This is a genomic window from Thermomonospora echinospora (genome assembly GCF_900108175.1).
GTDB lineage: Bacteria > Actinomycetota > Actinomycetes > Streptosporangiales > Streptosporangiaceae > Thermomonospora > Thermomonospora echinospora.
Genome location: NZ_FNVO01000005.1, coordinates 473,926 through 486,667, shown reverse-complemented (window position 1 = coordinate 486,667; position 12,742 = coordinate 473,926). Strand labels below are relative to the sequence as shown.

Sequence of the window (12,742 nt, the reverse complement as noted above, 5' to 3'; positions counted from 1 at the left end):
ACGGAGAAACACGAATTGCGTGCATGGCTCGTCGAAACTCTGGGTGAACCGCACGAGGTCCTCGACCTGCGTGACCGGCCGGCCCCACGGCCGGGTGCCGGAGAGGTGGTCCTGGACGTGGCCGCCTGTTCCCTGAACTTCCCCGACGTTCTGCTGTGTCGCGGCGCCTACCAGCAGCGACCGGACCTGCCGTTCACCCCCGGCTTGGAGGCGGCCGGCACCGTCCTCGAAGTCGGGCCAGGCGTGACCGGAGTAGCGCCCGGCATGCGTGCGATCGCGATCCCCCAACTGCCGTCCGGTGCTCTGGCCGAGCGAATCGTCGTCAGTGCCCAGCACATCTATCCCATCAAGGACAGCTTGCCCTTGGACCTGGTGTCCTGCCTTTTCGGCACCTATCAGACGGCGCACTTCGCCCTGCACAGGCGGGCGCGGATCGAACCGGGAGAGACCCTGCTGGTCCACGCCGGTGCCGGCGGGGTCGGGTCGGCGGCCATCCAACTCGGCGTTGCCGCCGGCGCACGGGTGATCGCAACGGCAGGTTCGGCGGAGAAGGTGGAGATCTGCCGCCGTCTCGGGGCCGAGGTCGCCATCGACTACAACAGTGAGGACTTCGTATCCCGGACGCTCGAAGCCACTGACGGGCGCGGCGCCGACCTGATCGTGGACCCGGTCGGGGGAAGCGTCCTGAGCAACTCGATCAAGTGCACCGCTTGGGAGGGCAGGGTCATCGTCGCGGGCTTCGCCGGCGGCGAGATCCCCTCCATCGCCGCCAACCGGATCCTCATGCGCAATATCAGCCTGGTCGGCCTGCACTGGGGCCCCTATGTACAGCGCGACCCCGAACTTGTCCGGGACACCCTGACCGAGCTACTCGACTTGCTCGACCAAGGCAGGATCCGTCCTCTGGTCGACAGGCGCCCGTTCGAGGCGGCCCCGGAAGCGCTCGAAGACCTCGCGCACCGGCGCACCAGCGGAAAAGTCGTCATCGTGCGCTGACGACGCATCCTACCCGCGCGAACACGAGACGCACGTGCGCCACGACCGGAAGGGGGATCGCTCTGAGGTATGGATGATCATCAACGGTAGAGGGAGTCTCGGGAAGATCATCCACTACTTCGGGGCTTCGCACTGACCTCGTGGGCGTTGTCGCGCGGCGGATCGTCCATGTTTCAAAGCGATGTGGTGTCGCTATGTCTGTCGGGCCCGACGCGGAACCGCCGCCGGGCTCCGCGACCGGCTCCGAGCCGTCGTCCGGGACGAACCCCCAAGGCCTCGAACCCGGCCAGAACCGACGCTGACCCGCCCCCGGCCTCCACGATGGGCAGGCCTGTCCGGTCCCGTGCCATCGGCTTCACGCGCTGCATGCAAGAACAGCGAACGGCCCCGTCTGCGGCCCGTGGCACGCCCGCCGGCAGCACCGTGACCGGTCTTTGGTCCCGGCCCCTCCTCATGCCCTCTCTCACCGGAACTTCCAGGCCTTGTACCTGCTTCTCAGCCTTCTCTGCACGCTCGCGCAGTAGCCGACGGCCTTCCGGGAGAGGAACGGGAGGAACAGCAGGACGAGCAGCAGAACGAGCAGTACCGGCAAGGACGTGAGGAGGGGGACCATCAGTTCCCAAGCGCTGGTGTCCTGTCCGCCGAAGACCCGCGAGGGCGACCCGGTGTCGCGTGCGTAGACGACCTCTCCCACGGCTTCCCCATGCAGCTCTTCTCCGGTATAGCGGACAGAACGCCGCACGTGTGCGTCCCCGGAGGTGAAGGTCCCCCACCAGCTCCAGCCCCCGTTGTGCGACGCCGTCTCGACCTGGAAGACACCCAAGGTCCCCCGGCCCCGGACCGCATCCCACGTCGGCTTGACCTCCGGCACTCCTAGCGTGACGGAGGCCCAGAGCAGCAAGCAGGGACCCGGCAGGAACCAGGCGACGATGAAAAACCATTCGAGGAAATTCTTCACCTTCGACACCGGACCGCCCCTTTCCGTGCGTCTGTCTCCTTATCTGAGAGGTGAGAGCCCGCTTCGGTTCCGCACCTCTTGGCGGCGGCGAAGTTGGCCATGGCGCGTTTGAGCAGTGGCCAGACGCCCTCGGCCGGGTTGAGCTCGGGAGCGTAAGAGGGCAACTGGAACACCCGCAGCCATGCGGCGTTGTCGGCGGCGAAGGTGGCCAGTTGCGGCGCCAGGTGGACGTTCAGGTTGTCCCGGCACCACACCACCGGCGCGTCCAGGTGCCGGTGGGTCGCGATGATCAAGTCACGGTAGTCGGTCCAGGCAAAGCCCTTGGGTTCGCTCTTGCGTCCGTGGTGCAGGCGCAGCACGGAGAACAGGTGCGGCCGGCCGCCGGGGCGGAAGCACACCACGCCGGCCATGCTCACCCGGCCGCCGCCTCGGCCGCGCACCACCACCTGCGGCCGCGTCCCGCGTGGTGCCCAGTGTTGAGCGCGGAGAAAGTGACAGTGGTATGCGCGGAATTAGTGTCAGTGGATCCAACCGCCACGAGGGAAGGGACCCCGATCCGCGAGCGCGTCAGTGTGTGTCACCAGTCATGTGCGTCAGCCTGGCGAGCGTGCGCGCCAGCAATCCGTGAGCTTGCAAAGAGCTCTCAGTGTGAAGGAGGTAGCTCACCGCGAGCGAGGACTGCCGGGCGGCGTCGCGTTGTTGACGGGCTCCGCGACCGATGGTCATAAGGCCGATCGCGGCGCCTAGGGTGCCCGCCAACAGTGGGTGCCCGGTCAGCCATGCGCCACCTGCGATCGCGGCCCCGGCGGGCAGGTCCACCTTGACGTTGATCGACGCTAGCGCCGCGTCGCCCATCGCCCTGCGTAGCGCACGGCGGAGTTCTTCGCGCGGCTGGTCGAACTGGGTGGCGACGATGTCACGCAGGTAGTTCTCGAGAACTACCTGGTCTGTAATGTGGGGGAGGTCTTGGGCCAGCGCTGTGGCCGCTTCGTCCACGGCCCGGCCGAAGGCGAAGAACTCCGCGCCGTAGCGCCGTCGGACTTCGAGGATCTTCTGGACCGGGATCGTGTCCAGATGAGCGGGCACGACCACGTCCAGAGCGAGGAAGCCAAGCCGTTGTGCCAGTTCGCCTTGCGAGGGTGAAGGTGGCCGCGGCTGGTGGAGCAATGCGGCGGCGATGCCGTCGGTGGTCCAATCGGTCGCCACCGTGTAGGCATCCTCCTGGTCCGTGGTGGGCTGCAGGCTATTGGCCGCGGCGAAGTCTTGTGCAAGCACTGTGGTGTACACCGCGGCCAACTCTGCCCGCATCACGACCCATTCGGCGTAGTCCGCGTGCGGACGGCCGTCCAGTGCGCTCTCCGGCCAGCCGCGGTTCTGTTGGTGGAGCGCGCTGTGCCACAGACCGGTATCAGGCGCCACGGCCAACCCGGCCTCCTGCAGTGCCTCCAGGACAGCGGGTGCGACCTGGGTCACATGCACTCCCGTCAAGGGATGTTCAGCCCTCCTCGCCAGAGGATGAAGATTCCGCGTCCGCCGCCGCTGGAACCATCGAGCGAGCTCGGTCTGCTCGTTCAGGACGCCCAGTACAGGACGCACCCGGTCGGCGTGGTCGGCCGACAGGCGGACAAACAACGGGGCCACCGCGTCCACCGACCGACCTGGAGGCAGACGCACGATGAACTCGTCGCCGAGCGCCAGCACGGTGTCGCTGTCCCGGGTCCGGTAGCCGTCCGGGACGATGCGCACCAGCTTGGGCCAGTACAGCGCTGCCAGCTTCAGCCACCGCTCGTCACGCACGTGGAAGTACGGGTAGTACAGGGCGTGCCGCCCAAATCCAAGGCCCCCCTTGTTATGGGCGAGGGTGTGGTCTTGGTTGGTGGGCGGTTCATTTGGGACGGCCACCGTGGTCGCACCTTCCGGTCAGGGGGTGTGGAGCTCTCCATCTAGTGGCCCAGGCGTTCATGGGCCAGGGCTCGCCGGCGTCGGTGAGGGCCAGCATGGGCGGGCGGGCGTCCGCCGGGCAAGACAGCTCGCCGCTGCTTTTTCCCTGGGCGTGACTATGCGAGTTTTGGGTGCTCTTCGCGGAAGGTGCGGCGGTAGGTGTCCGGAGGCACGCCGATCGTACGGTTGAAGTGGCGGCGTAGTGTCGTGGCGGTGCCCATGCCGGTGGCCGCCGCGATGGTGTCGATGCTGTCGTCGGTGGTCTCCAGCAACTCCTGGGCATGGCGAATCCGCTGGGTCAGCAGCCATTGCAGCGGAGTGGTACCGGTCACCGACTTGAAGTGGCGGCCCAGGTGGCGTGAGCTCATCCGTGCCTGGCGGGCCAAGTCCTCCACGGTCAGCGGTTGGTCCAGTCGTTCGAGGATCCAGGGGAACAGGGCGGCGAGCGGGTGGTCGTCCTGGGCGGGCACCGGGGTGGTGACGAACTGGGCCTGGCCGCCGGCCCGGTGCGGTGGCACGACCAGGCGACGGGCGACCGCGTTGGCGATCGACGAGCCGTGGTCGAGGCGGACAAGGTGCAGGCACAGGTCCATGGCCGCGGCCTTGCCGGCGGAGGTGAGCACGCTGCCGTTGTCCACGTAGAGCACGTCCGGGTCGACCTCCACCCGGGGGTAGCGGGCGGCCAGAACATCGGTGTGCGCCCAGTGCGTGGTTGCGCGCTTTCCGTCCAGCAGGCCGGCGGCGGCCAGTACGAACGCGCCCGTGCAGAGGGAGGCCACGCGTGCGCCTGCCTCGTGGGCCGCGCGTACCGCGTCGACCAAACCGGCGGGTGGCTCCTCGTCGATGTCGGCCCAGCCCGGGACGATCACGGTGTCGGCGTGCTGGAGCCGGTCGAGTCCGAGGTCGGGCTCCAGGTGGAATCGGCCGACCCGTACGGCGACCGGCCCGCAGACGGTGACGTCGTACCAGGGGACCGTTACGCCGGCCGGAGCGGAGGCGAAGACCTCGTACGCCTGGGACAGTTCGAAGTGCAGCATTCCGTCGGTGACGGCCAACGCGACAGTGCCCATGTCCGGAATTGTATGGGTCATGGCGTTCCGGACACTCGTGGTCGGATGCCCGCCTCCATCAGGATGTCCGTGGCGGATCATTCGAGCACAGGGGAGAGCCCATGGGATCGGGGCAGATGGTGGCGGTATTCGGCGCGTACGGGCACACCGGCCGGTTCGTGGTGGCAGAGCTGCTGCGGCGCGGGTTCGTCCCGGTTCTCTCCGGCCGCGACGCCGATAAGCTGCAGGCGTTGGCGGCGTCCCATCCCGGACTGCGGACCCAGGTGGCGTCGGCCGACGATCCGGTCGCGCTCGACCGCGCGCTGGCCGATACGGCGGCGGTGATCAACTGCGCCGGCCCCTTTGCCACGACGGCCGCTCCCGTGATCGAGGCGGCACTGCGCGCCGGGATCCCATACGTGGATGTGGCGGCCGAGATCGAGGCCAACGCCGACACGTTCGCGCACTTCACCGACCGCGCCCGCGCCGCGGGAGCGGTGATCGTCCCCGCGATGGCCTTCTTCGGCGGCCTCGGCGACCTGCTGGCCACCGCGGCGATGGGCGACTGGACGGCGGCCGACGAGGCGCACATCGCGTACGGGCTGAGCAGTTGGCACCCCACGGACGGGACACGCGCCTCGGGTAAGGTCTCCCGGGACCGGCGGAACGGCGGACGTGTCCGCTATGCGAACGGGCGGCTGGAGTACCGCGCTGATGCCCCGCCCACCCTGAAGTGGTCCTTCCCCGACCCGATGGGCACCCGGGAGGTCATCGGGGAGTTCACGATGGCTGACGTCGTCACCATTCCCAGCCACCTGTCCGTCCCCGAGGTGTGCACCTACATGACGGTCGAGGCGGCCAGGGATCTGGCGGCCCCTGACACACCGGCGCCGGCCGCGGCCGACGAGCATGGGCGGTCCGCGCAGACCTTCCTCGTCGACGTCGTCGTACGTTCCGGCGGCACTGAACGGCGCGCTACGGCAAGCGGCCAGGACATCTACGCCGTCACCGCGCCACTCGTGGTGGAAGCGGTCGACCGCATACTCACCGGACGGACCAGGACCGTCGGCGTCGCCTCCGCCGGCGAGATGTTCGACGCCCCCGACTTCCTCCGTGCGTTGTCCCCGCACATTTCCCTGGACCCGCGTCCGTAGCGGCCGAGAACTCTTGAAGCCACGGCGGACCGCCATGAAGGCCGACCGGACAGCATGGTTACCCCGTCCGGTGTACGGCTTCGCATCACCGCAGGTAGCAGCCCCTGCCGCTCACTGATGTCTTTGCGGAGCCGCCAGATACAGGTTTGAGGGATCATCTGCCGACCGGTGGCCTGGTAAACCGCGTGCAGGGTCAGCCCGCTGCGGTCCCAGCCGGACGGGCGCCGCCGTTGGAGCCGAAGCCGACGGCGGGCTCGTTCCCGCCCTGTACTGATGAGGACCAGCTACTGAAGGTCTCCACGATCCGAGGGGACGGCCAGGGGGTCAATGCCCGTGAACCGTGGAGACTCCCAATAAATGATCTTGTGTTTGTCGGGCGCCGGGTGGTGATGAGGGCAGGCCTGGACCTGCCCGCCCTTGCCGCCCGTAGGGGCCGTGGAGGTCTCCGGGGCCGAGGACGGCGGCCGTAGGCCGTCGCGCAGCGATCGCGTCAGTGGCCCTTGAGGCCGGCGGCACTGGTCCATGCCAACGCCAAGAAGGCGGCGGCAGCCGGTCAGCCGGGCCAGGTGCGTTCGATCACCCGGCGTCGCGTCGGCGGGATCAGCCGGCTCGCTTCATGCTGTCGATCATGCCGCCCCAGGCGGGGCCGTCCCAGGTGATGACGAGCGCGGAGCCGTCCGGCTTGAGCTTCAGGGTTCCGCGCTTGCGGTCCTCGTTCGGCGTGGTGCAGTCCAGGGTGAGGGTCGGCTTGGCCGAGTCGGCGCCGGTGATGGTGCCGGGGCAGGCGAGTTCGCCGGTCGTCTGCGCGGTCGTGCCGGTGATCGTGAGCGTGGCGATCGGGCTCTTGTTGATCGGCTTCCACGTTCCGGCCAGGCCGTTGGCCTGCTCCGCCGGCTGCTGTGTCGCCGGAGCGGTCGCGGCCGGGGACGACGACGCCTGGGCATCGTCCGGCTCGTCGCCGTCGCCGCCACAGGCGGACAGCAGGCCGGCGGTCAGCCCGAGGACCGCGACACTCAGCGCCACGCGCATGGACGAGTCTCCTTTCTGGATCTTCACCGAGACGCGCACCATCCCAGCACATGACCCCCTGATCCTTGCAAATCGCCCACATACGGACCCTCGGCCGGCAAGAACGGCCGCCCGCGGGCGGTGATCGGCGGCCGGTCCTGGTGCCGCCCGTCTGTGGCAGGTGACGCAGAACTGTCGCTCGGGCAGTGGTCACAGTGGCGGCAGCGCGCCGTCGTGGCCTGTCCATGGGCCGTCCAGGCCTCCCTCGGCCAGGCCGAGGGGTCCGGCGCAAGACGCGCGCCGGCAACGCCGTTCCCGTAAAAGCCGGGTCCGGCGTCTTTTGGCATGCGCGAAACCGATGGGCCACAGCCCCCACTCCGGTGGCCTAATGGTGCAAGTGCGAGCGCACGTGCAAGAGCACTTACCGTCGCTCGTGCAGCGCGGGTGGCGCATCTCGACGCCCTCTTCGTGAGTGTCCACTCCATGCGTGTTTTTGCTGGTCACGACTCTGATCGCAGCTCTAGAACAACACAGAACAAAAGCGAGCATTTCGTATATCTGGTTTTTGCCGATTTTGCCGACGAGAGGCGTCTTGGGCTGACAGCATGTGGCCCTACAGCAGGGAACGGCGTAAATGCCGGAAGTCGACAAGAACGAGGAGTGATGGCACAAGATGTTCACAACCCCGTGGTGGCGGCCTTCGTCGCTCAGCTGCGGGAGTTTCACCTCGCCTGCGGGGCGCCGGCGTACCGGTCGCTGGTGGACGTCTCCGGGCGGCTGGCGGACCTGTATCCCGAGCAGGTGCGCGAGCGGAATCTGCCGAAGCTGTCGGTGAGCGCGATCTCCGAGGTGCTCGGCGGCCGGCGGGCGGGGCTGCCGTCGGCGGGCTGGGTGGTGAGTTTCGTGCTGGCCTGCCAGCGGCGGGCCTTTGAGACTTTCGTCATCTCGGCCGACCCGGGCGTGGACACCGTGCCCACCTGGATCGAGCGTCTGCAGCAGGCCCGCACCGCCCTCGCCCCAGAGTGTGCGGCGTCCGGCGAACAGCCTGCCGCGGGCGAGCGTCCAGCGCCGTACGAGCCCGCCCAGCGGGAGGGTGAAGCCGACACCATCCCCGACGCGACCGGCGTACCTCCGCAGGCGGCCCCCGCCGATGTCCTCGACACCAGCGCGGACCCGGCCGCCGGAGCCTCAGCCGCCGCAGACCCGGCCGCCGGCGCCTCGAACGACGCCGGCCATGACGACGGCGGTGTGATCCGCCGATGATCACCACGATGCCGCACCGTCGTGCGAAGACCTCGGTCCCAGTGGCCGCCGGGCCGCCGACGCGCCGGCCCGTACCGGTCATCGAACGACGGCCTGGCAGGCAGGCCGTCACCGCACCGATGAGACCCGCCGACCATGGTCCGTGCTCGGCCGAGGAAGTCACCTTGGGCGTGGCGTTGACCACGACATGGATGCTGGCCACCGGGCGGCGGCTGAACCAGCCGCCGCTGGCCCATCACCTGCCCGCCGACCAGCTGCTGGAGTTCTGGGCCGAACCCGTGTGAGCCCTCCGGCCGCAGCGGTCCTGTTCCCCGGGCCGCCCGTCCCTGCGCCCCCGGCGCCGGGCCTTGCTCGATCCCTCCTTCAACGATGAAGCAGGTAGCGATGAACACCGCGCCACCACCCGCCTTCGGCGACCCCCCGCCGCCCGACCTCACCCAGCACGCCGCCGTGTTGCGCCCGCCCGCACGGCAGTGGCCGGTCCACTGCGGCATGATCGCCTTGGACATCACCGGCTTCGCGCGCCGAGCCGACCCGCACCTCCAACTTCACCTACGGCAGGCCCTCTACCGCATCACCCACGAGGCCTGCCGGTCGGCCGGACTGGACTGGGACGCATGTCACCGTGAGGACCGCGGCGACGGGCTACTGCTGATCGCCCCACCGGCCGCAGGCGTCCACATCCTGCTGCACCCCCTCGTCGGTCACCTGCTCGCCGGGCTGCGCGCTCACAACAAGGTCGCCGGCCGTTCGGCCCGCCTGCGACTGCGGATGGCCGTGCACGCCGGTTTCGTGTACGCCGACCCGTACGGTGTCACCGGCACCGCCGTCAACCACCTGTTCCGTCTCCTGGAGGCCCCCGCTTTCAAGGCCGCCGCCACTGGTGACCTGGCCCTCATCGTCTCCGGCTACCTGTACGAGGAGGCGGCCGTCCACAGGCTTGGCCTGCCCGGCCCCGATCGCCTCACCCCGCTGACCATCACTTCCAAGGAAACCCGCACCGTCGCCTGGACATGGCAGCCCACCGGCCCTCGACCAGACCGCCTCGCCCGGGCGCTCCAGCAGGACGGCCGCCCACCGCGCCGACAAAGACGTCAACGGAGATGACCGCGGCAAGACCTCGGCCCGCAGGAACCGGCACCATCTCACGGTGGAAGAAGTCCATCAGGCTCCCACAACGCCGCGAAGGTAAGGACCGGCAACGGCCAAGCCGTCCGCGCTGTCCGGCCCACGGGGAACGGCAGCGGTCGGCACGGGGGGGCGCATGTGCCCGGCACAATAGGCGGGTGTGAGCGATCCGCGTCCTTCGTCCGCCGCCTCTTCCTCCGGCGCTGCGCCAGGCGTGCCGCAGCGGGAGGTGGTGCTGGAGGCGGTGTTGGAGCGCATCACCTTCGCCAACGAGGACACCGGGTACACCATCGCCCGGGTGGCCACCGAGCGGACCGGACCCGATCTGCTGACCGTGGTGGGGCCGCTGCTGGGCGCCCAGATCGGTGAGAGCCTGCGGTTGCGCGGCCGGTGGGCCTCTCATCCCAAGTACGGGCGGCAGTTCCAGGTGCACTCCTTCACCACGGTGCTACCGGCCACCGTGCAGGGATTGCGGCGGTATCTGGGATCGGGGCTGATCAAGGGGATCGGCCCCATGATGGCCGAGCGGATGGTCGACCATTTCGGCACCGACATCCTGCGGATCATCGAGGAGGAGCCCGCCCGGCTGACCGAGGTGTACGGGCTCGGCCCCAAGCGGATGCGGCGGATCGCCGACGCCTGGGAGGAACAGAAGGCGATCAAGGAGGTGATGGTGTTCCTGGCCGGGGTGGGCGTGTCGACCTCCCTGGCGGTGCGCATCTACAAGAGGTACGGTGACGCCTCCATCGATGTGGTGCGTCACGAGCCCTACCGGCTGGCCGCCGACGTGTGGGGCATCGGGTTCAAGACCGCTGACACCATCGCCCAGGCGGTCGGCATCCCGCACGACAGCCCCGAGCGGATCAAGGCCGGGGTGCAGTACACGTTGTCGCAGGCCGCCGAGGCCGGGCACTGCTACCTGCCCGAGCCGAACCTGCTCACCGAAGCCACCAAGATCCTGGAGGTCGACCACGACCTGGTCGGGCCCTGCCTGGATGATCTGGCCGCCGCCGAGGGCGTGGTCCGCGAGACGGTGCACACCGCTGACGGTCACCAGGTGCCGGCGGTGTACCTGCTGCCCTTCCACCGAGCCGAACGTTCGCTGGCCGCCGGACTGCTGGGCCTGCTGCACTCCGGCGCCGAACGGCTGCCCGCCTTTGCCGAGGTGGACTGGGAGGCGGCGTGGGGCTGGCTGCAACGGCGTACCGGCCAGCAGCTGGCCGACGAACAGGCCGAGGCCGTCCGGCTGGCGCTGACCCGTAAGGTCGCGGTGCTCACCGGCGGTCCCGGCTGCGGCAAGAGCTTCACCGTCCGCTCGGTGGTGGAACTGGCGCGGGCCAAGAAGGCCACCGTGCTGCTGGTCGCACCGACCGGCCGTGCCGCCAAGCGGCTGGCCGAGCTGACCGGCCATGAGGCCTCCACCGTCCACCGCCTGCTGGAGCTGCAGCCCGGCGGTGATCCCGCCTACGACCGGGACCATCCGCTGGACGCCGACCTGGTCGTGGTGGACGAGTCCTCGATGATGGACGTGATCCTGGCGAACAAGCTGGTCAAGGCCGTTCCGCCCGGAGCGCACCTGCTGCTGGTGGGCGATGTCGACCAACTCCCCTCCGTCGGCGCCGGTGAGGTCCTGCGCGACCTGCTGGCCGCCGAGGCCATCCCGCGCGTTCGGCTGCGGAAGGTCTTCCGGCAGGCCCAGCGGTCGGGGATCGTGGTCAACGCCCACAAGATCAACGCGGGCACGTCCCCGGCGCTGACGGGGTTCGCGGACTTCTTCTGGTTCGGCTGCGAGCCGCCCGAGGACTCCGGGCTGCACCCGGCCGAGGAGACCGCCAAGCTCGTCGTCGACATCGTCGCCCGCCGCATCCCGGCCCGCTTCGGCCTGGACCCTCGCCGCGACGTCCAGGTCCTGGCCCCGATGCACCGGGGTCCGGCCGGGGCGGGCAACCTCAACGTACTGTTGCAGGAGGCGCTGACCCCGCACCGCGACGGCGTACCCGAACGCCGCTACGGCGGCCGGGTCTTCCGCCCCGGCGACAAGGTCACCCAGTTGCGCAACAACTACGACAAGGGCAAGGCCGGCGTCTTCAACGGCACCGTCGGCGTCGTCACCGCCCTGTCCTCGGAAGAAGGCGCGTTGACGGTACGCACCGACGAGGACGAGCTCATCGACTACGACTTCGCCGAACTCGACGAGCTCGCCCACGCCTACGCCGTCACCGTCCATCGCTCCCAGGGCAGCGAGTACCCCGCCGTGGTCATCCCGCTGACCACCAGCGCCTGGACGATGCTGCAACGCAACCTGCTCTACACCGCCGTCACCCGCGCCAAGAAGCTCGTCGTGCTCGTCGGTTCCCGCCGCGCCCTGGCCGCCGCAGTACGCACCCCGGGAGCAGGCCGCCGCCACACCGCCCTCGCCCACCGCCTGCACCCCACCTCCTGATCCCGCCGCTGGTTGAGGCGCTCACCGGCGGCGGGAAGCGTTGAATCGTTGTGTGGGCCTGCCGCCAGCCGGCAGGCCCACGCCTGTCACCGATCCGCCGACATATCGGAAACGGAGGGTGGTTCATCGGCAGGCGCCGGGGTGTGATGCGGTCGGTGCCGCAGTGGTGACCGCAGATGCCCGAGCCCCGGCAGGAACCGACCGACGGCGGCGGCGTAGCGGGCGTAGGCGTCACCGTGGACACGTTGCAGGTAAGGCTCCTCGACCACGCGAACCTGCAACTGGATCGCCAGCACTGTCAGCAGCAGGCCGAACAGCGACACCGGGTTGGGCACCATCGCGGTCAGCCCCGTAGCGGTGGCCATCATGGCGGTGAAGATGGGATTGCGGGCCAACGCGAACGCCCCCGTGGTGACCAGCGCGGTGCGTTCGGCCTCGTCCACGCCGATGCGCCAGGAGGCGCCCATCGAGGTCTGGGCCGCCAGGGTCGCGGCGACACCGCCCAGTGCCAGGACGGCCCCGGCCACCTGGACCACAGGCCGATCCAGAACGTCGATCGGGGCCAGGCCGGCCAGGGCGGCGATCGGCCCCGCGGCGCCGATGACCATGGCGCTGGTGAACAGCAGCCGGACCCACCACTGCATGCTGCCCGGGCGCAGTCCGGAACCGCGGAACCCGGCGTCGCCGGTGCGCCGCCATTGCACCCAACTGCGGAGCCCGAAGGCCAGGGCGGCCCAAACGAGATAAATGATCAATGCGGCTGTCGCCATGACGTTCTCCAGGGTCGGTGCGGGGGTTACCA

At 69.4% G+C, this 12,742-nt stretch carries 11 protein-coding genes; 5 read left to right on the top strand and 6 right to left on the bottom strand.

Annotated elements, in window-relative coordinates:
- The first annotated feature begins 15 nt into the window (after positions 1-15).
- Entirely contained in the window at positions 16-996 is a 981-nt protein-coding gene (locus C4U03_RS15325; protein WP_103938404.1) for an NADPH:quinone oxidoreductase family protein, read from the top strand.
- 463 nt (positions 997-1,459) lie between these two features.
- Here C4U03_RS15325 and C4U03_RS15320 read toward each other — a convergent pair whose 3' ends face one another.
- From C4U03_RS15320 to C4U03_RS15305, 4 genes are all read right to left on the bottom strand, one after another.
- The gene (locus tag C4U03_RS15320; RefSeq protein WP_103938403.1) at positions 1,460-1,963 is read right to left on the bottom strand and encodes a hypothetical protein; all 504 of its coding nucleotides are present in this window, start codon (positions 1,961-1,963) and stop codon (positions 1,460-1,462) included.
- Positions 1,951-2,364 carry a transposase gene (locus C4U03_RS42830; RefSeq protein WP_103938542.1) on the bottom strand — a complete coding sequence of 138 codons (414 nt, stop codon included), beginning with the start codon at positions 2,362-2,364 and terminating at the stop codon, positions 1,951-1,953. Before C4U03_RS42830 ends, C4U03_RS15320 begins: the two co-directional genes overlap by 13 nt.
- Positions 2,365-2,521: 157 nt before the next feature.
- The gene (locus C4U03_RS15310; protein ID WP_200827246.1) at positions 2,522-3,856 is read right to left on the bottom strand and encodes a DUF6236 family protein; all 1,335 of its coding nucleotides are present in this window, start codon (positions 3,854-3,856) and stop codon (positions 2,522-2,524) included.
- Between the two features lie 155 nt (positions 3,857-4,011).
- The gene (locus C4U03_RS15305; RefSeq protein ID WP_103938402.1) at positions 4,012-4,965 is read right to left on the bottom strand and encodes a helix-turn-helix domain-containing protein; all 954 of its coding nucleotides are present in this window, start codon (positions 4,963-4,965) and stop codon (positions 4,012-4,014) included.
- 101 nt (positions 4,966-5,066) lie between these two features.
- Here C4U03_RS15305 and C4U03_RS15300 point away from each other — a divergent pair, with 101 nt between their 5' ends.
- Complete coding sequence (locus tag C4U03_RS15300; RefSeq protein ID WP_103938401.1) at positions 5,067-6,098, top strand: saccharopine dehydrogenase family protein; 1,032 nt, start codon at positions 5,067-5,069, stop codon at positions 6,096-6,098.
- A 600-nt stretch (positions 6,099-6,698) separates the two neighbouring features.
- Here the strand turns inward: C4U03_RS15300 and C4U03_RS15295 are convergent.
- The gene (locus C4U03_RS15295) at positions 6,699-7,127 is read right to left on the bottom strand and encodes a hypothetical protein (protein WP_146087391.1); all 429 of its coding nucleotides are present in this window, start codon (positions 7,125-7,127) and stop codon (positions 6,699-6,701) included.
- Positions 7,128-7,769: 642 nt separating this feature from the next.
- Between C4U03_RS15295 and C4U03_RS15290 the strand changes: the two genes are divergently transcribed.
- From C4U03_RS15290 to recD2, 3 genes are all read left to right on the top strand, one after another.
- Entirely contained in the window at positions 7,770-8,369 is a 600-nt protein-coding gene (locus C4U03_RS15290) for a hypothetical protein (protein WP_146087390.1), read from the top strand.
- Between the two features lie 369 nt (positions 8,370-8,738).
- Positions 8,739-9,476: a hypothetical protein gene (locus C4U03_RS15285; RefSeq protein ID WP_146087389.1), complete on the top strand. Its 738-nt coding sequence runs from the start codon at positions 8,739-8,741 to the stop codon at positions 9,474-9,476.
- Positions 9,477-9,711: 235 nt separating this feature from the next.
- Positions 9,712-11,940, top strand: coding sequence for an SF1B family DNA helicase RecD2 (recD2, locus tag C4U03_RS15280; RefSeq protein WP_103938397.1), 2,229 nt, complete (start codon positions 9,712-9,714; stop codon positions 11,938-11,940).
- 86 nt (positions 11,941-12,026) lie between these two features.
- Here recD2 and C4U03_RS15275 read toward each other — a convergent pair whose 3' ends face one another.
- Entirely contained in the window at positions 12,027-12,710 is a 684-nt protein-coding gene (locus C4U03_RS15275) for a methyltransferase family protein (RefSeq protein WP_103938396.1), read from the bottom strand.
- Positions 12,711-12,742: the final 32 nt, after the last annotated feature.

Coding starts and splice junctions, on each gene's coding strand:
- C4U03_RS42830 (WP_103938542.1), bottom strand. CDS start 2,364: ATGGCCGGCGTGGTGTGCTTCCGCCCCGGCGGCCGGCCGCACCTGTTC.
- C4U03_RS15305 (WP_103938402.1), bottom strand. CDS start 4,965: ATGGGCACTGTCGCGTTGGCCGTCACCGACGGAATGCTGCACTTCGAA.
- C4U03_RS15300 (WP_103938401.1), top strand. CDS start 5,067: ATGGGATCGGGGCAGATGGTGGCGGTATTCGGCGCGTACGGGCACACC.
- C4U03_RS15295 (WP_146087391.1), bottom strand. CDS start 7,127: ATGCGCGTGGCGCTGAGTGTCGCGGTCCTCGGGCTGACCGCCGGCCTG.
- C4U03_RS15290 (WP_146087390.1), top strand. CDS start 7,770: ATGGCACAAGATGTTCACAACCCCGTGGTGGCGGCCTTCGTCGCTCAG.
- C4U03_RS15285 (WP_146087389.1), top strand. CDS start 8,739: ATGAAGCAGGTAGCGATGAACACCGCGCCACCACCCGCCTTCGGCGAC.
- C4U03_RS15275 (WP_103938396.1), bottom strand. CDS start 12,710: ATGGCGACAGCCGCATTGATCATTTATCTCGTTTGGGCCGCCCTGGCC.